This is a genomic window from Rhizobium sp. BK512 (assembly GCF_014194915.1).
Lineage (GTDB): Bacteria > Pseudomonadota > Alphaproteobacteria > Rhizobiales > Rhizobiaceae > Rhizobium.
Map to the genome: position 1 here is coordinate 102120 of NZ_JACIAS010000002.1, position 19463 is coordinate 121582.

Here is a 19463-nt window from a genome sequence, read left to right on the forward strand (position 1 = left end):
GCGGTGCCCACGGCTCTGGCCGGATGGGCGTTTTGACGGTGGCGAGCCTGTCGCGGTATAGAAGGCCGGGTCTTCCGAAAATCCCTTCGGGGTTTTCGTTCCGCCGGCAAGGCCGCGGCCGCCATCTGCCGTCGGCCTCGCAGAATTTCCAACCGAGGAGACGGGCATGAGCAGGTTGAACAGCAGTGCGTTTGCCTTGTCAGGTGCAGTGCTTGTGATGAGCCTTGCGCCGGCATTTGCCGAGGACAAGGCGGCGGTAATCTATCGCTGCGATGACGGCGAGGGCGCCACCGCAAGCTTCGTGACCGAGCCGAGCGCGGTGCTGCTGACCACGGGCGGGAAGAGCTTCCGTCTGCCGCAGGGCATGTCCGGTTCCGGCGCGCGTTACACCGACGGCACCGTGCTGTTCTGGATCAAGGGCAACGATGCGCAGCTGGAGGCGCCCGGGCGATCCACTAGCTGCCACGTGCAGTAAGCCGGCGCCTTCGGGCCGGTTGCGTCGAGAGGCCTGATTTCGCGACAAGCGGAACTTTTGCGGCTGCGCATTGTTCGTTTCGTGGCGCCTCAATCAGGAGAAACAATCATGAAGCCTTTTCTCATCGCCGGTCTTGCCATGCTCATCGCATCGCCCGTGCTTGCGCAGACAGCCGCAGAGAAAACCGGTGTCAATTCCGCTCTCGGGGTTGCACCGAAGACAGAGGATTTCGTTGCGGAGGCGGCGACATCGGACATGTTCGAGATCGATTCCAGCAAGCTTGCCATCGCGCGTTCGGACGCTGCGACCAAGGCTTTCGCCGAGCAGATGGTGAAGGATCATCAGAAGACGTCGCAGGAGCTGAAGGCGCTGGTCTCCGGCGGCAAGGTGCAGGCGAAGATCCCGCAGACGATGACATCGGCCCAGAAGGAGATGCTCGACAAGCTCAGCGGCCTGCAGGGCGAGGATTTCACCAAGCAGTATCATGCCGACCAGGAGGAGGCGCATGAGGATGCCGTCGATCTCTTCAAGCGCTACGGCGATGAGGGCGACAACCCGGACCTGAAGGCCTGGGCCGCGAAGACCCGGCCGGCGCTCGAGCATCACCTGCAGATGGCAAAGGACCTGAACAAGTAGGCCATTCGGTCGCCGGCAGGGCGCTGCGGTGCTTTTCAGGTCAGGGACCCGGGCATCGCAGCCAGCGGCACCACGTCAAAACGCGCTCTTCAGCGCCTCCATCACCACTCTCACGGCCGGCACGTCCCTGATCTCGGCGTGGACCACCAGCCAGATTTCCCGCGTCAGTGCGTTTTCGTCCCCGATGCGCCGAAGGCCGTCCGCATCCGTGACCGCGAAATCCGGCAGCAGCACCACGCCGCCGCCGAGCCGTGCGGCGGCGGCCTGAAATTCCAGCACCGAAGAGCGGATTGCGATCGGACGGCCGGCGGCGAGCTCGGTCAGGCGCAATTGCTGCGGCGAGGCGTTCATGCCCTCGTCATAGCCGATGAAGGTCCATTGCGCTTCCGGCACGCTTTCGAGATAGGTCTTCGCTGCATAGAGGTGGAAGGCCATGTCGCCGAGCCTGGTGATGGCATAATCGCCATCTTCGGGGCGTGACATGCGCACGGCAATATCGGCCTCGCGGCGGTTCAGCGAGGCGAGGCGTTTTTCGCCGACAAGCGTGATCTCGACACCCGGATGCTCGCGCCTGAGGGCGGCGACGGGTTTTGCCAGCAGCACGCTCGAGAGCGCCGGCGGGGCGCTGATCCGCACATGGCCGCGCGTCTCCGTGGCGCTTGCGCGGCCGAGCTGCTCGATGACAGCCATCTGCTGGGCCACGAGGGCCGCATGTTTCGCAACCTGCTCGCCATCGCCGGTCAGGATGATGCGCCGCCCGCGGCGGTCGACGAGCTTGCGGCCGAGATTTTTCTCGAGCGCGGCGATGCGCCGGCTGATCGTGGCGTGCTCGACGCCGATCTGCCTTGCCGCGCCGAGAAAGGTTCCCGCCTGCGCCAGCGCCAGGAAATGCCTGAGGTCGTCCCAGTCTATATGTGTGAATTCCTTCCCAATCATTGTGCGACGATAGGGAATTTTCACACACATGGCCAGCGGCTAGTTTGCCCCCATCCGCAAACCCCATGAAGGAGAATGACCGATGCCCGACCAGATCGTCCTGCTCGACGCCCCCGGCGATGTCACGCGGTTCCGGCTGCAGGACCAGCCGCCACAAAGCCCCGGCGCCGGCGAGATCAGGATCCGCCATCAGGCCGTCGGCACCAATTTTCTCGATGTCTATCACCGCAAGGGGATCTATGCGCTGCCTTCCTATCCCGCCGTCATCGGCGTGGAGGCGGCCGGCGTGGTCGAGGAGATCGGCCCCGATGTCTCCGGCTTCCGGCCGGGTGAGCGCGTCGCCTATGCCGGCCCGCCCGCCGGCGCCTATGCCAGCACCCGCATCATCGCGGCCGAGAGGGTGATGGCGCTTCCCGACGCCGTCTCCGCCAAGGTCGCCGCAAGCTCGCTGCTCAAGGGTATGACGGCCTATATGCTCCTGAGGAAAGTCACCGATGTCGGGCAGGGCAGCACCGTGCTCATCCACGCCGCTGCCGGCGGGCTCGGCAGCATCCTGGTGCGGTGGGCGAAATCGCTCGGCGCCACCGTCATCGGCACCGTCAGCTCGCCGGAAAAGGCGGCCCTTGCAACCTCCTATGGAGCCGATCACCTGATCGTCGGGCGAGGGGCCGATATCGTGGCAGAGGTCAAGCGGCTGACCGGCGGGAACGGCGTCGATGCCGCCTATGATGGCATCGGCGGCGACATGCTGCTGCAGACCATCCGCGCCGTGCGCCCCTTCGGTACCGCCGTTACCATCGGACAGGCCGCAGGTCCCATCCCGCCCGTTGCGGTCGAGGAGCTGCGTCCCGGCAAATCGCTCTCGCATCCGAGCATCATGGCCTGGTGCGCCGATCCCGGCCGATATCGCGAGGCTGCGGAAGCTGCGATCGCCGCCATGGGACGGGGCATCGTCTGCGAGATATCAGCCGAATATGCGCTGGCGGAGGTGGCCCGCGCGCATGAGGAGATGGAAAGCGGGCGGTCGGCCGGGAGTATTCTTCTGCTGCCGTGATCGGGCCGGGGCAGGAGGCTGCTGCAGTTGATGGCCGTGTTTTGATACGATGAAAAACCCCTCCCCAACCCCTCCCCACAAGGGGGAGGGGCTTAACGCGTCGCAGCTGCTTCTCCACATGCAAGGTTGCGGAAGAGGCGAGGCGGTCCGTCCGGGCTTAGCCCCTCCCACCTGTGGGGAGGGGTTGGGGAGGGGTCTTTTCGCCGACGGCCCCGCACCGCGCCTTGCGCGCCGCCGATCCATACGCTATATACTGAACCACATGGTTCAGTATTCACAAACCCGTCTCGATACCTCGTTTGCCGCGCTTTCGGACGTCACCCGGCGCGGCATTCTGGAGCAGCTCGGGCGTGCAGACGCGTCGATCACGGACCTTGCCGAGACGTTCCGCATGACGCTGACCGGCATGAAGAAGCATGTCGGTGTGCTGGAGCGGGCGGGGCTCGTCATCACACAGAAGGTCGGGCGCGTGCGCACCTGCAAGCTCGGTGTGCGCCGTCTGGAGGAAGAGGCGGCATGGCTCGAGAGCTACCGCCAGCTCTGGGACGCACGCTTCGATGCATTGGACAAGCTTGTCGAGGAACTGAAACAGAAGGAGAAGGACGATGGAGAGTAAGCCTACCCCTATGAAGAACCCCACGACGGTGGAACGGACGTCCGAGCGTGAACTCGTCGTGCGGCGAACCTTCAACGGCCCGGCACATATCGTGTTTCAAGCGTGGACCAAGCCCGAGCTGTTCATGCGGTGGTGGGCGCCGAAGTCGATGGGCGTGCCCATGCTTTCCTGCGAGATGGATGTGCGCGTCGGAGGCGGCTACCGTATAGCGTTTGGACACGATGCCGCGAGCGCGATGGAATTCTTCGGCAAATATCTCGACGTGATACCGAACGCGCGTCTGGTCTGGACGAATGAGGAAAGCGATGACGCTGCCGTGACCACGGTGACCTTCGAGGAAAAAGACGGCAAGACGCTGCTGGTCCTGCGCGAGCTCTATCCCTCGAAGGAAGCCTTCGAGGCCAATTCCGGGGCGGAGGGCGGGTTGCCCGAACAGTTCGAACAGCTGGACGAGCTGCTTCTTACCCTCGGTGCGGAAGGGGCGTAAATCGCCGGTTTCCCAGACCGGCCGCCTGGCGCGGCCGGTCCCGGTGCCGCAAGGCGCGGCCATGCCGGCGAGCCGGGCTAGAGGCGGCTTGCGAAATTTCCCAGGAGCGCCAGACCTTCCGGCCACTCGCGAAGTTCGCTTTGGCCGTTGATATGGCCCGCCGCTCCGATCACCTTCAGTTCGCTTCCCCATTGCTCTGCCCGCCTCTCGGCATAGGGGAGCGAACCATAGGGATCGTCGGTACTTGCCACGATGAGGGACGGAAATCGAAACCGCTTGCCGGGCACCTCCGCAAAGCCTGCCGCCTGTGACGGAAAGGCCGGAGAGGCCGGATCCGGCACGGCTACCAGCATTGCGCCCTTTACCGGAAGATCGGACACGTCATGCCAATGAGCGACGAGCAGGCAGGCGAGGCTGTGAGCCACGAGAACGGGTGGCGTTGGCGCCGCACGCACGGCCTCTTCCAGCGCCGCAATCCAGTCGGAAAGATCAGGCTCGTCCCAGCTCGCAGGTTGGAAGCGGCGGATGGAGGGATCGGTATTCTCCCAATGGCTCTGCCAATGGGTCTTTCCGGAATTGCCGATGCCCGGCAGATGGATGATTGCGGTCATGCTTCGCCTCTCGTGGTTATCGCGCAAACATGACCGTTTACTAGGATCGGATAAATTGGCATTCATCGGAAAAACCCGCGTCAAACCGATGGATTCAAAGTCGATGGCGAAATATTTCGATAGTCGTGCCGAGCTCGATCCAACCGATATTGCCATGATCGAAATTCTGCAGGGCGACGGGCGCATCAGCGTTTCCGAACTTGGAAGAAAAGTCGGCCTCTCGCAGCCGGCGACATCGGAGCGTCTGAAGCGGCTTGAAGAACGCGGCATCATCAGCGGCTACAGGGCTGTCGTCGATCCGGCTTCGGTCGGGCTTGGAATGATGGCGATCATTCGCCTGCGCACCACGCACGAACATATCAAGACCTGCCTGAAGCAGTTTTCCGAAATGCCCGAGGTCATAGAGGTTCTCAGGCTGACGGGCGAGGACTGCTTCCATCTGAAGGTTATCGTGCCGTCGCCGGCCGAGCTCGAAGGCATCGTCGATGCCGTTGCCCGCTATGGCTCGGTCAACACTGCGATCGTGTTACGCAGCGAGCCTCCCAAACGGATCGGGCGCGAGCTCATCATGAAGGGCTGATTTCGCGATCATCGCGACAGGGGTGCCATGGGGTTTTCTCCCTGGCTCAAACAGCGGCGTCGTATCGCAGCGCGATACGACCAACTCGCCGTTCGTCTCTTTGTTCTCATCACGCTCGAAAGCATGATGATCCGGCTTGCATGACGAATGCGTCACGACAGCCTAATTGGATCGCACCGTCTTGCTCGCGATCAGCATCACAAGCTCTTCGGAGGCATCGGCAAGGGCCAGTGCCAATTCAGCTGCCGACCATCCGTGTTTCTGCAGATTGCCGAGCATTGCCATCATTGCGATTTCGACTTCCTTGCGGCAGTTCGAAGTCACTTTCAATTCGACGTAGTTCTGGTTTTCCGTAGTGATCATCTTAGCCTCCGTTTGCCCATGACCGGGCAGCTCGCATCAGAATTCTCAAGGTTCGATAGAATGGGGTTGCGCGTCAGCATCAGGCTCATACGCATAGACTCAAGCGCCTGAACTTGCGCGCAACCCCTCACTTCGCCTCACATGGCCTTGCCAGCGATCGCCTCGATCCTCCCCCAGTCGAGTGATCAAGGAAGACTCCGTAGCCGGTTATAAGTATTCTTTTTGACGGCTGCGGGTTGTGTGACGAAGAGTTTCCGCAATGGCCGAAGCCTATGCAGAACGCGCACGAATATTTCCCGGGCAGTTCATGACTGCCTCTTCATATCCTTGTGTTTTTACTTGGGTTCTTGCCGCTTCACCTGGGGCTGCTCCGTCCCTGTCGGGCGCTTTCAGGTGAAATATTCCGGTCTATTCCGTCTCCATCAGGGAATTGACCGTGCTTATTTAAATACAGCCATGGGGCGCAATTGTCGTTATCCGCCCGTCCTGAAAATTATCGTTGCGTACATTTCTGCTCCAAAGGGATTATGATAAACAACTTAAAGGGGTGAGCGCGCGCCGATTCCCGGCCAGGGCGGTTTCCGGTGGCGATCTTGCTGTAAATAAGCGATTGTTCATTTTCGATTTCAACGGCCCGGTCGGATCGGTTGGCACGCTGGAGGGATTGGATGGCTACGGGTTCTGGATCTGGAGATGACCCCGCTGCGGGGCAGGCGTGGCCGGCCCATCTGGAGCGGCGGCGGTGGCCGCGCGAGCCGGCCGCGGAGAAGGAGCTGCGTGCGGATGTCGCGCCTGCGCTGGTACCCCTGCGTTTCTCGACGAAAGATCTGCCGGCGCAAGACCAGTTCCAGGCCTGGCGTGCGCATATGGCGCCGCTCGTGGATGTGCGTCTGCCGGACGGAAAATCGCCCGAGGACGGGTTTCTTGCCGAACAGACCGGCTGGCATCTCGGCAGCATGCTGATCGTCCAGCAGCATACACAGGCGCATGGCTATAGCCGCGATCAATCCATGCTGCGTTCGAGCCCGATCGACCACTGGAATGTCGGCCTGCTTCGCAGCGGCCGGATCTGGACCGAGGTCAGCCGTCACGTCACGGAAACTGCTGCCGGCGAGGTGTTTTTCAGGTCTCTCGGTTATCCCTATCGCGGGCGCATGACCGATAGCGTCGCCGTGCTCGTCTTCCTGCCCTATGAACTGCTGGCCGTCGATGCAAGCATCCTCCAGGGCGCCAACAACACGCTTCTGTCCGGCAGCCTGGCTGAATTGCTCGTCAGTTATATCGCCGGCCTGGAAACGAAGCTCAGCAGCCTGACGACCGGAGAGGTGCCGCGCATCATCCAGACGATCGCCGATATGGTCGTTGCATGTGCGGCGGCCTCCATGAGGTCGGATGCGGGGCAGATGCAGACCGGCATGGGAATAATGGAGCGGGCGCATCGCTACATTCATCTCAACCTGCAATCGGAGAATCTGACGCCCGACGCCATCTGCCGCGCCGTGGGCATCTCGCGCACGCGGCTCTACCAACTGTTCGAAGCGAGCGGCGGAGTGCTGAACTATATCCGCAAGCGGCGGCTGCTGCAGGCCTATGCGGACCTGAGCAACCCGGCCGACGGCAGGCCGATCTCCGAGATTGCGGAGGCCGCAGGTTTTGCCGTCGCTGCCAATTTTACGCGCGCCTTCAGCCACGAATTCGGAGTGAGCCCGCGCGAGATCCGCAAGACCGTGGCAACCGAGCGCCCGGCTGTTCCGGCCCAGCGTTCCACGCGGCATCATGGGACAACGATCGGCGACTGGCTGACGCTTGCAGGCTGATCCCTGACACAAAGCTGCCGCTCAATCGTCAGCAAATTGCCCCGCCACCGCCGCACCGTGCCCTCTTGGCAGTCCATCGTTGCGACCTCGCCGGCCCCCAGCGGCTGAGCGATCGACCGAGGCGGTCCTGCTGCCGATCAAATCATGCACGTGAAAAGGAATGACTATGATCACTCGTTACACACCCGTCGCAACGATGACCGCTGTGGTCTTCAGCCTGCTTGCTCTCAGCCCGGCATCCGCCGAGGAGATGGCCCAGGCGCAACAGCAGCCATCGGCACAGGGCCAGGCGCCGATGCAGGGGCAGAGCGGCGACAATGGTGCAGCCGCACCCGTCAGCGATCAGAAAATCGAGGCCTTTGCCGTTGCCTATCTGCAGGTCGACAAGGTCAGGAAGGAATATTCGGCCAAGATCGGCGCGACGAAGGACGAGGCTTCGAAGCAGAAGCTGCAGGAAGAAGCCAAGAAGCAGATGGTCGACACCGTCGAAGCCTCCAAGGACATCTCTGTCGAGGAATACTCGTCGATCCTGACGGCCGCACAGAGCGACCCGGCTCTCGCCAAGAAGGTTCTGGAAAAGATCGGAACCCCGCCGCCGGCGCAGCAGCAGCAATAGGGCTGCGCGTTTCTGCATAATCCTTGAATTGCAGAGGATTACGTCGAGGAATACACCTCGATCTGGGGCGAGGTCAGCACCATCCTGGCCTGTCTCCCTCCGCCGCTGAGCAAAGGGAGGATCGACATCCTGTATGGCAGCCCAGCGGTTACAGACTCTCCATGTATTGATCGAGATGGTTCGCCCACAATGCCGGCTTGAACATCAGCGCATGGCCCGCGGCCGCCGCAATGAATTTGCCCTGTCCACCCGCCAAGCGGAACCTTTCGAAATTTCCCCGGCAGTGCTCTATCCGATAATACTGGTCATGCGTGCCGTGCAGCCAGAGCGTCGAAATCCCGGCTGAGGCTCCGCGTTCGAAGATCGCCGGGTTGACGATCTCATGATTGGCGCAGCCTCGGCCGAGCCAGCCGCCGTTGAAATTGACGGCACCCCGGAAGATCCCCGGGCGCATGCCCGCATAGGCGATCGACAGGATGCCGCCGCGCGAGACGCCGGCAATGACAAGCCGGCTCTGATCTACATCGGGCCGCTCGCGCAGATGGCGTACGACAGCATCCATATCCTCGACGGCGCGCTCGAAGCCGGCAATCGCGATTTCGACATTGCAGGAATAGCCGGAACCGTCAGGAGCAAGCCCCTCGCCATAGGCTCCGCCCGATTTGCCTCTGCCCCGACGCTGCGGAAAGAGGATCATCCAGCCCCGTTCGACGAAATGGTTTGCCACGACAGCCGGGCTCGCGGTTCTCGTGTAGAAGGACTTGTTGTGGCCGCGTCCGGTTGAACCGTGGTTGAAGACGATGGTCGGATATGGTCCTTCGTGCCGGGGCCTTGCCGCGACAATCTCCAGTCGGGCATCCGGCTCGCCGGAGGGAATGAAGTATTTCTCAAGCCTGGTGAGACCTGCCGCCATCTGGATTCGCGCCCGATTTCCACTGACGCAAACTCCCACACGCCAACCGAAAACTGCAATGAATTTCGCAAGGCATGAGCCATGGCCGACCGGCGCGCATCGACCTAAAGCGCGTGGCGATCCTCCAGATCCGCCTGCCGCGTTTCAGGTCCTTGTTTTTACGCATGTCGTTGCCGCAAAACCGCTGCACACTTTTGCGCGACATGCTTTAGTCTTCGGGATCGATGAGTTCGAAGCGGGAGAATTTTCGAATGGAGGACGACGGCTGGACGGTGATCAAATCCACGGCGATCCTGCAGGATCGGTGGCTGAATTTGCGGGCCGACGACTGCCTGACGTCGGGCGGCGTGAGGATTTCTCCCTATTACGTGCTGTCCTATCCCGACTGGATCAACATCGTCGCGATCACCACCGACGATCGCCTCCTGCTTGTTCGCCAGTACCGGCATGCGGCAGGCAGGTTCTTCCTGGAAATACCGGGCGGCGGCCTCGACGAGCAGGATATCGACAGTGAAAAGGCAGCCCGCCGCGAACTGGAAGAGGAGACCGGCTACATTGCCGAGAACTGGCAATTGGTCAGCACGCTTTATCCGAACCCGGCCTCACACACGAACCGTCTTCACACCTTTCTCGCAACCGGCGCCGAGCCCAGATATCAGCAAAGGCTCGATGCCGGCGAGGAGGGCCTGACCGTTCATGCCCTTCCGATACCAGAGGTGCTGGACGGATTGCAGTCCGGCCTGATCGGGCAGGCCCTTCATGTCTCGTCGATCCTTCTGGCGCTGCGGGCTGCCGGCCGGCTCGGATAATCATCGGGCAGGCCGGGGCCGGTGCCTTGAAAGGATCGGCAAAGCAGGCCTTTCCGGCTTGTTGACAATTGCGGGGCGGCAGGTAGTAATTTCGCCAAGGCCTTGTGTTGCCAGCCGCTCACGCCAAACCTGGTATGGTGAAAACACTTTTGATACCCCCTTCGACTTCCAGCCTTCGGCAGTCGGTCAGCAATGTGAGCTCTGACGTTTTGATTGCCCTGGAGGAACTGGAATGCTCAGGACACTTGGTATCAAGGGCATGGCGAAAGCCCTGCGGCAGGCTCTCAGCGATCGCAAGATCGAGCTGTCTCACAGCGATTGCCTGGAACTGATTGCAAAACAATTCGGCGTGAAGGATTGGAACACCCTTTCTGCTGCGGTCGGGCAGGATGCGGGCGACAAGCCGCTGCTCTTCTCGGTCGTCGGCGACGAGATCATGCTGCATCGGACGACGCAAAGGCTCGATGTCAATGACACCGACCTGTCGGGATCACGTTTCAACGATGCCAATCTCACGGGAACATGGTTCAACCAGATCAATTTTTCCGGTGCGAAATTCAACGACAGCAACATGACCGGCTGGTACGTGAACGACGTCAATCTGTCGGGATCACAATTCCAGAACATCAATCTCTCAGGTGTCACCTTTTCCAACTGCCGCATGCCAGGCGCCATGCTCGACGGGGTGCCGCTCGAAGAGATCGTTGCGGCCTACAGAAAATCGCAGGCGTCCTGATCCTGCCATGGGACATTCGACAAGCGGTTTTCCTCTGCTCCTCACAGACAGGTTGAAGTTGCGCTCGCCCGATATGGGCGACTGCGACGATTTCCACGAGCTTGTCCTGATCCCGGAGGTTGCCCGCTTTTCGAATTGGCCGGATGCCCCGAAAATAGCCCAGACCCGACGCTCGATAAAATGGATGTGCGAGGCCCATGCCAAGGGAAAGGGCTGCGCCTGGATCATGGAGGATCATATCTCGGGCCGGCTTCTCGGCGCCATCAGGTTCAACACTATCGACATGCATTGGAAATGGGCCGAGCTCGGCTTCGAATTGCACCCTTCGGTCTGGGGAAACGGGCTGATGACCGAAGCGGTGAGGGCCGTCACGAGATGCGGATTTGATCACTTCTCCCTGAACCGCATCGAGGCATGGACATTGCCTGGCAATGCGGCATCGGACCGTGTTCTGGAAAAGGCCGGGTTCAGGTATGAGGGGACGCTCCGTCAGAAAGCGTGGTTCAAAAACGCGTTCCACGATTTCAGGATGTTCGGCTGCATCGCCGGTCAGGCCATGTGAGACGTCGATTTCGGGAGTGCCCGCATCGATAGTCCCATGATGCGATCGCCCTTGGACGAAGCCGGGGCAGGGTGCGTGCCCGTGAAAGGGCACGCCCGCTATCAACAGGCGATCAGTGGAAACCGCCGGCGGCGACCAATTTTTCGCCGGTCAGCCAGCCGGCATCGTCGGAAGCGAGGAAGGTCGTGATCGTGGCGATGTCGTTGGGCTGGCCGATGCGGCCGAGCGGGGTCTGGGCGACCGCGTTGCTTTCGAAATCCGAGCCGATGACGCCTGCGGTGTGCGTGCCTTCGGTCTCGACGATGCCCGGGAGGACGGCGTTGACACGGATCTTGCGCGGGCCGAGCTCCTTGGCAAGCACGCCGGTGATGGCGTCCACGGCGCCCTTGGTGCCGGTATAGACGGCCGAGGCGGGCGGGGTGAGGCTTGTTACCACGGAGGAGATGTTGATGACGCTGCCGCCCTCGCCAATGTGCTTGACCGCGGCCTGGGTGGTCAGCAGCAGGCCGAGAACGTTCACGTTGAACTGGCGGTGATAGTGTTCCTCGGTGATCTCTTCGATCGCGCCGAATTCGTAGACGCCGGAATTGTTGACCAGTACGTCGAGACGGCCATATTCCCTGACTGCGGCGTCGATCAATCCCTTTGCCTGTTCCGCCTTGGAAACATCGCCCTGCACCGCGACCGCCTTGCCGCCGGCGGCAGCGATCGCCTCGACGACTGCGTCTGCACCCGCCTTGCTCGAGGCGTAATTCACCACCACTTTTGCACCTTCAGCGGCGAGTGCCTTGGCAATCGCAGCGCCGATCCCCTTGGAGGCTCCCGTCACGACGGCGACTTTTCCAGCAAGCTTAGACATATCAGTTCCTTTCGACCTGGATTGCCGCCGGGGTTGACGGCATTGTTCCATAGTTCAGAAATTCGGAACTGTTGATCTCGATTTCAAGTAGCCCTATATCAAATTCATGAGACCGCTCTTTCATCCAGCCATCGAGGACTTGAAGCCGGAGGCGATCCTTTATGCGCTCTCCGATCCGGAGCGCGTGGCGATCTTCGCACAGATCGCGGGCCTCGGCTCCAGCGGCACCTGCGCTGCGCTTTCCAAACTCGGCGGGCGCGTCATCCCCAAATCATCGCTGTCGCAACATATGAAGGTGCTGCGCGAGGCTGGCCTCATCCGCGGCGAACGTCAGGGTGTGGAGATGCGCAACCACTCGCGCTGCCAGGAAGTGGAGGAACGCTTCCCCGGCCTCGTCAGGGCCATCCTGAGCGCCTACGGACAGCCCACCGATGTCGCGAACGTAGGCTGATCTCCCTGGCCGTTGCCGTCTGGCCTTCGCCTGACGAGGTGTGCTGGCGAGTGCCCGGTTGCCAGCCGGCGAGGGCACCCAAACCCGTCGAGATCAGATCCTCTTCATCGAAGGTCGTCACATAAAAACGTAGGCCGGAGGAGATAGTTTGGCATATTAGTGACGCCTGATTTTTCGGTCGACTGATGCCCGGGATCGGGTCAGTATGTGCCGGAGGTTGTGCGACGTTGGGGGACGCGCCATGTCCAATTTGCTGCTGAGGGAACTTTCTCTGGTCGGCCACGGCTGCCCTGTCATCACGGCGGACCATCAGGATTACGAACGCTACCGCAAGGTATGGAATGGCATCGCCGACCGGCGGCCTGCCGCGATTGTCCGCCCGCGAAGCGTCGATGACGTCAGGAAAGCGGTACATGCGGCGGCTGCATCGCGCGCCCTGCTTGCGGTGCGCGGCGGCGGCCACAGTCTTCCGGGATTTTCGACCTGCGATGACGGACTTGTCCTCGATCTATCGGAACTGGCGGCGATCACGATCGATCGGGAGGCGCGCACGATCGAGGTCGGCGGCGGGGCACTGCTTGGCGATCTCGATCGCGCCACTGTTCCTGAAGGGTATGTGGTGCCGGCGGGCGTTATTTCACATACGGGTGTGGCGGGCCTGACCCTCGGCGGCGGCATGGGATGGATGAGCAGGAGATATGGCCTGACCATCGACAGCCTGCTCGGCGCGGAGATCGTGACCGCTTCCGGCGATGTCGTCTGGGCCAGCGAAACGTCCGACCCTGAACTCTTCTGGGGCATTCGCGGCGGCGGCGGCAACTTTGGCGTCGTTACGCGATTCAAATTCAGGATGCATCCGCTTGCTTCCATCGCAGTCGGCCGTTGGGACTATCCTGCGGCCAGCATGCGGCAAGCCCTGCTGGCGCTGCGCGACCGGACGCATGGTCAGCCGCGCGACTTTACCCTCGGCTTCACCGTGACCGCCACGGGTCTGAACGTGACGACGGTCTGGTCGGGGGCTGATGCCCTTGCTCACGCGGCCCTGTCGCCTTTCGGCGTGCTGGCCGATGGCGGCGTCGGGAGCATCGACAGGCTGCCCTATCTTACCCTCCAGAGCCGCAACGACGAGCACTTCGCCTGGTCGCGGCGATATTATTGCAAGGGCGGCTTCTGGTCCGATGTCAGCGATGAAGCAATCGATACGATGCTGCTCTCGGTCGCCGATGCGCCAACGCCGGATTCCGAGGTCTATGCGATCCAGCTCGGCGGAGCCATCTCCGACATCGCGGACGACGCAACGGCCTATACGGGAAGAGGAGCAGGCTATTACTGGATTGCAGAGCCGGTCTGGGACGACGCTGCGGATGACGAGCGCTGCATTACCTGGGGGCGGACCACCGGTAAATCGCTTTCGAAGCTCTCGATGGCCGGCAACTACGTCAACGAGCAGGCCGATGCCGGCTCGGTCGTCGCCCTGGATGCCTATGGCGCGGAAAAGTACCAGCGCCTTGCGCGCCTGAAGACGCGGCTCGATCCGCATAACCTGTTTCGTCTCAACCAGAACATCACGCCGCAGGCGTGAGTTTCTGTCCGTGACGGCCATGAGCATGCGGGCCGCGATCGAAACCTAATCGGCCATGGACCGGTTCAGCCAGTCCGCGAGCCTGACGGGACCGACATGGGCGGGCTGGCGCGGCAGCAATGTGTCGTCGTTCAGTTCGACGCCGTAGTAGCGCGCGGTCTCGTCGGTGATCACCTCGCGCGTGTCTTCGTTCGCGGCGACGAGGATGCGGGCGATTTCATCGAGGGCGAACCGCTCCGGCCCGGCTATTTCCACCGTATCGTTCACCGGAGGTTTCAAGGCCAGCCGGGTGAGCACGTCGGCGACATCATCGGCCGCGATTGGCCGCATGGAGGCGGAGGGAAGGCGGATATCGTTGCCATCAGCGGCCATGTCGATCACGCCGCTGATGAATTCGAAGAATTGCGTCGAATGGACGATCGTATAGGGCCGGCGCGCCGCCCTGATCAGGTTCTCCTGAACCATCTTTGCGCGGAAATAATCGCTCTCGACAAGGTGCGGGGTTCCGACGATCGACAGCGCGAGATAGTGCCCGACCCCTGCATCTGCAGAGGCGGCCAGCAGATTTCGGGTCGATGTCCGGAAGAATTCCAGCGCGGAATCGTCTCCGAAGGATGCCGCGTTCGTCACGTCGATGACAGTGTCCGCGCCGGTGAGCGAGGCCCTCAGGCCTTCCCTCGTCACGCTGTTCACGCCGAACGTCGGGGATGCGAGGACGACTTCGGCCCCCGCCTGCCTGAGGCTTTCCACGAGGCGCGTTCCGATGCGCCCGCTTGCTCCCATGACCGTCACCTTCATCGATCCGCTCCCTGTTTCCAAGTATCTGCAATCCACGCATCAGGCCTTCCGGGCTTCCGGCCGGCGCTGTCGCGCTGTCATTTGACGGGCATCACCACCGGAGCGCCCTTTTTCTTGACCAGCACGACGATGAACTTTGCCGGTTTCGTCTTGCTGGCGTTACGGCTGACCAGGTGAATGTCGGAAGGACTTTCGTAGAACGTATCGCCCGGATGCAGGGTCACTTCCTTTTCGCCTTTGACCTGCATCACGATCGAGCCTTCCAGCACGTAGACGAATGCGTCCGCCTCATGCTTGTGAATGGGCGAGGAGCCTCCGGGCCCGTAATCGACCGAGATCATGAGACCTTCCTTGCCCGGATAGTCGGGAAGATCCTTGCTCATGAGCGATTTTACCTTCGCCGTGTCCTCGGCGGCGATAGCCAGAGTGCCGGAGAGGCAGATGCCGGCTGCCACCAGCAATGCGGATAGGGCAGAATTCATCGTCGTAACCCTCTTCGTTGCCGTGCAAAAATGCGTGTCGGGAGCCCCGGCTAGCGGGGCTGCCCGGACAGGCGAAACCAGTCTGCAAAACCGATCTTGCCGAGCCTCGCGCCGGCGTCCGGCACGAGCGAGCGATCGTCGAGCTCCGAGCCGAAATAGCGCGCGTGGACATCCGCCTCGACCGTGCGCGGATCGTTGATCGCCTTCAGGTAACGGCCGATGATCTCGTTCATGCCGAAGCGTTCCGGGCCTGCGATCTCGATCATCCCGTTGATCGGCTTTGCAAGGGCGACGTCCGCCACGATGTCGGCAACGTCGTCAGAGGCTATCGGCTGGAAGGCCGCGGGCGAGAGCCGGGCGACAGTGCCGACGGTCGCTTCATCGGCGATGCCCTTGAGGAACTCCATGAACTGGGTGGAATGAATGATCGTGTAGGGAATGGCGGATGCCTTGATGAGCCTCTCCTGGGCAAGCTTGGCCCTGAAATAGCCGTTCTGCGGCAGCCGTTCCGATCCGACGATGGAGAGCGCGATATGGTGTTTCACGCCGGCGTCGCGTTCTGCGGCGAGCAGGTTACGGCTCGATGTTTCGAAGAAGTCCAGCACCGCCTGATCTTCCCAGGACGGCGAGTTCGAGAGATCGACGACCACGTCTGCCCCGGCCAGCGCGCTCGCCAATCCTTCCCCGGTGATGGTGTTGACGCCGGTTTTAGGGGAAGCGGCCAGCACCTCGTGGCCCTTCTCGCGCAGACGCGCCGCGGTCTTCGATCCGATGAGGCCGGTGCCTCCGATAAGGACGATTTTCATAACAGGTTCTCCTCCCGCGGCCCTCTTGGGCCGGAGTTCCAGGTTAGGATCGCAAGACCGACACAGCCGCGAGAATTTCAATGTCTGGATAGGTGGAACACATCGACTGTCGTCGCCTCGGTCGGTTTCGGCCGAGGGGCAATCTCGCATCGCGGAGGTATATTGTTCCCATATGCGATCGGGGGCAACCATATTTGGCGGAACCCGCCGCTCGCTTGCGGTCCGGGCACAGCATCAGGTCGAAAGCCGCGGAAGGGAATCTCAACCATCGTATAAACGATGCTGTGTAGTGCTTTGCTTCTACTGCTTTTTCGGCGGCTCGAACAATTCGATCGCATTGCCGGCCGGGTCTTCGACGAGGACCTGCTTGCCGCCGATCCCGACGACGATGTCGTTGCGAAAGCCGGCGCCTGATGCCTTCAGGCGCGCGACCTCGGTCTCGATGTTTTCGACCTCCAACTGGATGCGGTTCCATCCGCCGGGCTCGGGCCGTCGCCCGTCCGGCATCGGCTGCGAGGCGCCGCCGGGGCCCGTCGTGCCGTTCACGAGCAGGCGCAGATCACCCCGGGTCAACATGGCGAAGCTCGGAGCCGGGTGCATGGTAAGCGCGAAGCCGAGCGACTGCGTATAGAATGCAATCGCTGCATCGACGTCGTCGACGATATAACGAACGCTGACGGTAGCCATATCAAATCCTCCTTCGGATAGGCTTGGCGGTAGCGGACAAGGCAGGACATGGCATCGGATATAGCGTCCCGGACGGGACCTTGTAGCCGTGGTGCGCGATATCGGGAACCGGGACCGGTGGTCGAAGGTTTGGCTCGCAGAGCCCCAGGAGATTGCCGATGGACAACAAAGCCGATCGCGATCCGCGACGCCATACGCAGAAAATGCAGATGCGCCTTCAGGAAATGATGGACCATCTGCGGCAAGACATCGTCGATGTCGACGAGCCGCAGCTGAAGGCCATGTTCGAGACCGCAGCCGAAGTGCTGGGCGGGCTGAAGAAGGCGTTTGGCGACTACGAGAAGAAAAACGAACCCGCCTGGAAATAGGGCGCCGGAGATATCAGCTTGCAATGACCGTCCCTGGCGCCAGGCCGAGCGACGGCCTTACTTCACCGAGATGCTCATGCCGCTGATATCGGCGTTGATCTGCAGGCCTACCTGCTTGCCTGTCAGTTCCAGTTGAGCGCCCTTGTCATTGGTCATGACGATCACCTGGGCTCCTTTGCCGAGCGCGCCGCCGCCGCCCGCCGCACCGTACACACCCGTCACATCCTGAGCGCGGCGTATGTGGCTCACGGTACCCTGGAAATAGGTCTTGGAAGCACCGAAGGCGAGGCCGCCCGAAATGCCGCCGATCGAAATTGGATATCGGTGACCATGGAAGGTCAGCGTGCCGTCGCCTCCGGAGCCGCCGACGAAGAAGGCGGCCTTGTAGACGGAGAAGCGGATCGTACCGCTATCGGCATGCGCGGTGCTGGCAAAGCCAACTCCCGCAGTGGCAATGACGGCAACGGCGACCGAACGAAATCTGGACGAAATCTTCATGATGACAGGCTCCTCAAAAAGCACCGCTTACCCAGTCAGCCGGGCACGTCAGCGTCGTCTCAACGTCATAGCTTGAACAGTCTCGCAGGTCATTAGTTCCAAGGCCGTTTCAGGGCGCGGGGAGATGACGCACCCGACCGTTTCCGTTGGTGAAGAGCTTTCGAAAGCCAAAGGTCGCGTGTTTGGCAATAGCGGCCCGGAGTTGCTGGTATGGATGGAAAACGACAACGACCTCGACAGCCTGCGCCCGCTGCCGCGGTTTTTCGAGATCATGCTCGCGGCGGGGGCGCAGCTTCGGGATCAGGCCTCGCCGATTGCGCAGTGACCGAAGACCTCGCCCATCCTGTCGTTATCGCTTGCCGGATCGCCGACGGGCACGGCGACGATTGCAGCAGGTCAGTCTTCAGGGCATCTCATCCAATACCGTTTGAAGGCTGCAGGCCCAGTGCCGTAGCTGGAAGCCTGGCTCCATGGGTTCTTCGGGGTTTCAATAAACGTGTCGTCGTCGATCGAAACAAGCGTCACCGGCGATACGAAGGACAATGTCGCCTGACGGTAGCGCGCAATGGCTGCCTGTTGGAGGCGTTTGGCCACCAGGTCGTCTTTCGCAGCGGGTGGAGCGCGAAAACGTTCGGGATCCTGTTTCACCTCGGTAAGCGGATCATGCAGGGCCACCCGCAACAATTCACCGTCACCGGCGAGCCGCAATTCGAATTCATCCTGCAATGCCGGCACCGGGCGATCCTGCTCCGAAGAGGTGTCGGCGACGTGCGCGGTCAGGATCGGCAGAGGCTGATGATCCGGGCGCATCTCGACGCGGCGGATATGACATAGCTCAGCGAGTGTTTGGTTTCGCACCTCGGGGCGGGCGGGTTCATCGACCAATGTCCAGCTGCCCTGCATCTTGCTGACAAAGGGGACCGACCCATCCGGGCCATATGAGAAAAACGCGGCACGTTGCGCTAGCGTTTCCGCGATCGTGCTCACGGTCTGGATATTTCGTTCGGTCCTTGCCGTATCCTCGGGCTCACCCGGGCATCGGACGAGAAAAGTCGGCGTGGTGGAGGTGGCTGGATTGATAAAGCCGACCACATCATCGTTTACCGGAAAGACCTCGCCTTGCTGAACGCTGTTCTTTATGACCAGGTTGCGCCGCGTGCCGGCCATTTCAGTGGCTTCGGGCTTGTCGTAACCCAGCACATGCATCTCATCCTGAACATTGGAGATCCAGTAGATGGCTGCACCGACAGACAGGCGCAATTCAAATCGCCTGGCGATGCCCTCCGGGCCCCTCTGACCGTCAAAGATCGGATAGCGTGGATCGGTTTGCTTGAGATTGACGCTGTTGAACTTGCACCACGTCTTCAGTTTGTTTGCCGGCAGGCCGTGATCCGGCGGCAATATCGCCCAGTCGCCAGGCAAGGTCTCGATGAGCGTTTTCGGGCCTAGATCCGCACCGAAATCGAACATCTGCACCAGCGCCTCTGTCGCGGCCTGCACGCGTTCGCCGACGGTTCCGGCGTTATCAGTGACTGGCGCAGGAGCTGTACCCTGCGCCGCAAGCGGCGATGATCCGACCGCGAAGAAGGCGAGTCCCGCCAATATGCCAAGCGTCCTGTAAGCCAGCTTTGAGCCCGGAGATTTGCAATCAGTATTTGGCTGCATGCTCTAATCCATCATTGCGATGGTGGCGGGTGTTAACAGCCTGGCATTAACAATTC

General features: G+C 61.5%; 26 protein-coding genes. 15 read left to right on the forward strand and 11 right to left on the reverse strand.

Going from position 1 to position 19463, the window contains the following annotated elements; all coding sequences use genetic code 11:
- Positions 1-166: 166 nt before the first annotated feature.
- Positions 167-475: an MliC family protein gene (locus FHX06_RS06380; RefSeq protein WP_210300466.1), complete on the forward strand. Its 309-nt coding sequence runs from the start codon at positions 167-169 to the stop codon at positions 473-475.
- Between the two features lie 108 nt (positions 476-583).
- Positions 584-1111 (forward strand): DUF4142 domain-containing protein, encoded by a 528-nt coding sequence (locus tag FHX06_RS06385; protein ID WP_183878533.1) that lies wholly within the window; start codon positions 584-586, stop codon positions 1109-1111.
- Between the two features lie 75 nt (positions 1112-1186).
- Here FHX06_RS06385 and FHX06_RS06390 read toward each other — a convergent pair whose 3' ends face one another.
- Positions 1187-2071: a LysR family transcriptional regulator gene (locus tag FHX06_RS06390; RefSeq protein ID WP_312866504.1), complete on the reverse strand. Its 885-nt coding sequence runs from the start codon at positions 2069-2071 to the stop codon at positions 1187-1189.
- A gap of 58 nt (positions 2072-2129) precedes the next feature.
- Between FHX06_RS06390 and FHX06_RS06395 the strand changes: the two genes are divergently transcribed.
- The 3 genes from FHX06_RS06395 (at position 2130) to FHX06_RS06405 (ending at position 4204) form a co-directional block, all read left to right on the forward strand.
- Complete coding sequence (locus FHX06_RS06395) at positions 2130-3101, forward strand: quinone oxidoreductase family protein (RefSeq protein ID WP_183878535.1); 972 nt, start codon at positions 2130-2132, stop codon at positions 3099-3101.
- 262 nt (positions 3102-3363) lie between these two features.
- The gene (locus FHX06_RS06400; protein ID WP_183878537.1) at positions 3364-3717 is read left to right on the forward strand and encodes an ArsR/SmtB family transcription factor; all 354 of its coding nucleotides are present in this window, start codon (positions 3364-3366) and stop codon (positions 3715-3717) included.
- Positions 3707-4204: an SRPBCC family protein gene (locus FHX06_RS06405; RefSeq protein WP_183878539.1), complete on the forward strand. Its 498-nt coding sequence runs from the start codon at positions 3707-3709 to the stop codon at positions 4202-4204. The genes FHX06_RS06400 and FHX06_RS06405 overlap by 11 nt, the downstream gene beginning before the upstream one ends.
- Before the next feature lie 77 nt (positions 4205-4281).
- Here the strand turns inward: FHX06_RS06405 and FHX06_RS06410 are convergent, their stop codons facing one another.
- Positions 4282-4815, reverse strand: a complete 534-nt coding sequence (locus FHX06_RS06410) for an RBBP9/YdeN family alpha/beta hydrolase (protein ID WP_183878541.1) — start codon at positions 4813-4815, stop codon at positions 4282-4284.
- A 103-nt stretch (positions 4816-4918) separates the two neighbouring features.
- Between FHX06_RS06410 and FHX06_RS06415 the strand changes: the two genes are divergently transcribed.
- A complete protein-coding gene (locus tag FHX06_RS06415) occupies positions 4919-5395 on the forward strand; it encodes an Lrp/AsnC family transcriptional regulator (protein ID WP_113016143.1) in 477 nt (158 codons plus the stop codon).
- Between the two features lie 162 nt (positions 5396-5557).
- Here FHX06_RS06415 and FHX06_RS06420 read toward each other — a convergent pair whose 3' ends face one another.
- On the reverse strand, positions 5558-5758 hold the full coding sequence (locus FHX06_RS06420) for a hypothetical protein (protein ID WP_112546565.1): 201 nt from the start codon (positions 5756-5758) through the stop codon (positions 5558-5560).
- Positions 5759-6426: 668 nt separating this feature from the next.
- Between FHX06_RS06420 and FHX06_RS06425 the strand changes: the two genes are divergently transcribed.
- Positions 6427-7575: a helix-turn-helix domain-containing protein gene (locus tag FHX06_RS06425; protein WP_112546566.1), complete on the forward strand. Its 1149-nt coding sequence runs from the start codon at positions 6427-6429 to the stop codon at positions 7573-7575.
- A gap of 166 nt (positions 7576-7741) precedes the next feature.
- Entirely contained in the window at positions 7742-8191 is a 450-nt protein-coding gene (locus FHX06_RS06430) for a DUF4168 domain-containing protein (RefSeq protein WP_112971887.1), read from the forward strand.
- 148 nt (positions 8192-8339) lie between these two features.
- On the opposite strand, the gene FHX06_RS06435 is transcribed toward FHX06_RS06430, so the two are convergent.
- On the reverse strand, positions 8340-9104 hold the full coding sequence (locus FHX06_RS06435) for an alpha/beta hydrolase family protein (RefSeq protein WP_183878543.1): 765 nt from the start codon (positions 9102-9104) through the stop codon (positions 8340-8342).
- Positions 9105-9355: 251 nt separating this feature from the next.
- Here FHX06_RS06435 and FHX06_RS06440 point away from each other — a divergent pair, with 251 nt between their 5' ends.
- The 3 genes from FHX06_RS06440 (at position 9356) to FHX06_RS06450 (ending at position 11211) form a co-directional block, all read left to right on the forward strand.
- Positions 9356-9913, forward strand: coding sequence for an NUDIX hydrolase (locus FHX06_RS06440; RefSeq protein ID WP_113016058.1), 558 nt, complete (start codon positions 9356-9358; stop codon positions 9911-9913).
- 232 nt (positions 9914-10145) lie between these two features.
- Positions 10146-10649, forward strand: coding sequence for a pentapeptide repeat-containing protein (locus tag FHX06_RS06445; RefSeq protein ID WP_112971890.1), 504 nt, complete (start codon positions 10146-10148; stop codon positions 10647-10649).
- A 7-nt stretch (positions 10650-10656) separates the two neighbouring features.
- Positions 10657-11211, forward strand: coding sequence for a GNAT family N-acetyltransferase (locus FHX06_RS06450; protein ID WP_183878545.1), 555 nt, complete (start codon positions 10657-10659; stop codon positions 11209-11211).
- A gap of 112 nt (positions 11212-11323) precedes the next feature.
- Here the strand turns inward: FHX06_RS06450 and FHX06_RS06455 are convergent, their stop codons facing one another.
- Positions 11324-12070, reverse strand: coding sequence for a glucose 1-dehydrogenase (locus FHX06_RS06455; RefSeq protein WP_112971892.1), 747 nt, complete (start codon positions 12068-12070; stop codon positions 11324-11326).
- A 106-nt stretch (positions 12071-12176) separates the two neighbouring features.
- Here FHX06_RS06455 and FHX06_RS06460 point away from each other — a divergent pair, with 106 nt between their 5' ends.
- Both FHX06_RS06460 and FHX06_RS06465 read left to right on the forward strand, forming a co-directional pair.
- Positions 12177-12521, forward strand: a complete 345-nt coding sequence (locus FHX06_RS06460) for an ArsR/SmtB family transcription factor (RefSeq protein WP_113016055.1) — start codon at positions 12177-12179, stop codon at positions 12519-12521.
- 241 nt (positions 12522-12762) lie between these two features.
- Positions 12763-14103: an FAD-binding oxidoreductase gene (locus FHX06_RS06465; RefSeq protein WP_183878547.1), complete on the forward strand. Its 1341-nt coding sequence runs from the start codon at positions 12763-12765 to the stop codon at positions 14101-14103.
- A gap of 45 nt (positions 14104-14148) precedes the next feature.
- On the opposite strand, the gene FHX06_RS06470 is transcribed toward FHX06_RS06465, so the two are convergent.
- The 4 genes from FHX06_RS06470 to FHX06_RS06485 all read right to left on the reverse strand — a co-directional run bounded on the left by FHX06_RS06470 (position 14149) and on the right by FHX06_RS06485 (position 16876).
- Positions 14149-14901 (reverse strand): SDR family oxidoreductase, encoded by a 753-nt coding sequence (locus tag FHX06_RS06470; protein ID WP_183878549.1) that lies wholly within the window; start codon positions 14899-14901, stop codon positions 14149-14151.
- A gap of 77 nt (positions 14902-14978) precedes the next feature.
- On the reverse strand, positions 14979-15383 hold the full coding sequence (locus FHX06_RS06475) for a cupin domain-containing protein (RefSeq protein WP_183846312.1): 405 nt from the start codon (positions 15381-15383) through the stop codon (positions 14979-14981).
- Between the two features lie 50 nt (positions 15384-15433).
- Positions 15434-16189 (reverse strand): SDR family oxidoreductase, encoded by a 756-nt coding sequence (locus FHX06_RS06480; protein ID WP_113117376.1) that lies wholly within the window; start codon positions 16187-16189, stop codon positions 15434-15436.
- A 300-nt stretch (positions 16190-16489) separates the two neighbouring features.
- Positions 16490-16876, reverse strand: coding sequence for a VOC family protein (locus tag FHX06_RS06485; protein ID WP_183846311.1), 387 nt, complete (start codon positions 16874-16876; stop codon positions 16490-16492).
- A gap of 158 nt (positions 16877-17034) precedes the next feature.
- Between FHX06_RS06485 and FHX06_RS06490 the strand changes: the two genes are divergently transcribed.
- Positions 17035-17244 carry a hypothetical protein gene (locus FHX06_RS06490; RefSeq protein ID WP_183878550.1) on the forward strand — a complete coding sequence of 70 codons (210 nt, stop codon included), beginning with the start codon at positions 17035-17037 and terminating at the stop codon, positions 17242-17244.
- A 57-nt stretch (positions 17245-17301) separates the two neighbouring features.
- Here the strand turns inward: FHX06_RS06490 and FHX06_RS06495 are convergent, their stop codons facing one another.
- Entirely contained in the window at positions 17302-17742 is a 441-nt protein-coding gene (locus tag FHX06_RS06495) for a hypothetical protein (RefSeq protein ID WP_112971898.1), read from the reverse strand.
- A gap of 124 nt (positions 17743-17866) precedes the next feature.
- Between FHX06_RS06495 and FHX06_RS06500 the strand changes: the two genes are divergently transcribed.
- A complete protein-coding gene (locus tag FHX06_RS06500) occupies positions 17867-18067 on the forward strand; it encodes a hypothetical protein (RefSeq protein WP_112546581.1) in 201 nt (66 codons plus the stop codon).
- A 71-nt stretch (positions 18068-18138) separates the two neighbouring features.
- Here FHX06_RS06500 and FHX06_RS06505 read toward each other — a convergent pair whose 3' ends face one another.
- Positions 18139-19407 (reverse strand): hypothetical protein, encoded by a 1269-nt coding sequence (locus FHX06_RS06505; RefSeq protein ID WP_183878552.1) that lies wholly within the window; start codon positions 19405-19407, stop codon positions 18139-18141.
- Positions 19408-19463 lie beyond the last annotated feature (56 nt).

Bases quoted from the DNA above. Each gene is read 5' to 3' on its own strand.
- FHX06_RS06420 (WP_112546565.1), bottom strand. From the start codon at position 5,758: ATGATCACTACGGAAAACCAGAACTACGTCGAATTGAAAGTGACTTCG.
- FHX06_RS06475 (WP_183846312.1), bottom strand. From the start codon at position 15,383: ATGAATTCTGCCCTATCCGCATTGCTGGTGGCAGCCGGCATCTGCCTC.
- FHX06_RS06400 (WP_183878537.1), top strand. From the start codon at position 3,364: ATGGTTCAGTATTCACAAACCCGTCTCGATACCTCGTTTGCCGCGCTT.
- FHX06_RS06405 (WP_183878539.1), top strand. From the start codon at position 3,707: ATGGAGAGTAAGCCTACCCCTATGAAGAACCCCACGACGGTGGAACGG.
- FHX06_RS06485 (WP_183846311.1), bottom strand. From the start codon at position 16,876: ATGGCTACCGTCAGCGTTCGTTATATCGTCGACGACGTCGATGCAGCG.
- FHX06_RS06430 (WP_112971887.1), top strand. From the start codon at position 7,742: ATGATCACTCGTTACACACCCGTCGCAACGATGACCGCTGTGGTCTTC.
- FHX06_RS06460 (WP_113016055.1), top strand. From the start codon at position 12,177: ATGAGACCGCTCTTTCATCCAGCCATCGAGGACTTGAAGCCGGAGGCG.
- FHX06_RS06465 (WP_183878547.1), top strand. From the start codon at position 12,763: ATGTCCAATTTGCTGCTGAGGGAACTTTCTCTGGTCGGCCACGGCTGC.
- FHX06_RS06490 (WP_183878550.1), top strand. From the start codon at position 17,035: ATGGACAACAAAGCCGATCGCGATCCGCGACGCCATACGCAGAAAATG.
- FHX06_RS06380 (WP_210300466.1), top strand. From the start codon at position 167: ATGAGCAGGTTGAACAGCAGTGCGTTTGCCTTGTCAGGTGCAGTGCTT.
- FHX06_RS06385 (WP_183878533.1), top strand. From the start codon at position 584: ATGAAGCCTTTTCTCATCGCCGGTCTTGCCATGCTCATCGCATCGCCC.
- FHX06_RS06495 (WP_112971898.1), bottom strand. From the start codon at position 17,742: ATGAAGATTTCGTCCAGATTTCGTTCGGTCGCCGTTGCCGTCATTGCC.
- FHX06_RS06395 (WP_183878535.1), top strand. From the start codon at position 2,130: ATGCCCGACCAGATCGTCCTGCTCGACGCCCCCGGCGATGTCACGCGG.
- FHX06_RS06440 (WP_113016058.1), top strand. From the start codon at position 9,356: ATGGAGGACGACGGCTGGACGGTGATCAAATCCACGGCGATCCTGCAG.
- FHX06_RS06415 (WP_113016143.1), top strand. From the start codon at position 4,919: ATGGCGAAATATTTCGATAGTCGTGCCGAGCTCGATCCAACCGATATT.
- FHX06_RS06500 (WP_112546581.1), top strand. From the start codon at position 17,867: ATGACGCACCCGACCGTTTCCGTTGGTGAAGAGCTTTCGAAAGCCAAA.
- FHX06_RS06435 (WP_183878543.1), bottom strand. From the start codon at position 9,104: ATGGCGGCAGGTCTCACCAGGCTTGAGAAATACTTCATTCCCTCCGGC.
- FHX06_RS06455 (WP_112971892.1), bottom strand. From the start codon at position 12,070: ATGTCTAAGCTTGCTGGAAAAGTCGCCGTCGTGACGGGAGCCTCCAAG.
- FHX06_RS06450 (WP_183878545.1), top strand. From the start codon at position 10,657: ATGGGACATTCGACAAGCGGTTTTCCTCTGCTCCTCACAGACAGGTTG.
- FHX06_RS06480 (WP_113117376.1), bottom strand. From the start codon at position 16,189: ATGAAAATCGTCCTTATCGGAGGCACCGGCCTCATCGGATCGAAGACC.
- FHX06_RS06505 (WP_183878552.1), bottom strand. From the start codon at position 19,407: ATGCAGCCAAATACTGATTGCAAATCTCCGGGCTCAAAGCTGGCTTAC.
- FHX06_RS06445 (WP_112971890.1), top strand. From the start codon at position 10,146: ATGCTCAGGACACTTGGTATCAAGGGCATGGCGAAAGCCCTGCGGCAG.
- FHX06_RS06470 (WP_183878549.1), bottom strand. From the start codon at position 14,901: ATGAAGGTGACGGTCATGGGAGCAAGCGGGCGCATCGGAACGCGCCTC.
- FHX06_RS06410 (WP_183878541.1), bottom strand. From the start codon at position 4,815: ATGACCGCAATCATCCATCTGCCGGGCATCGGCAATTCCGGAAAGACC.
- FHX06_RS06425 (WP_112546566.1), top strand. From the start codon at position 6,427: ATGGCTACGGGTTCTGGATCTGGAGATGACCCCGCTGCGGGGCAGGCG.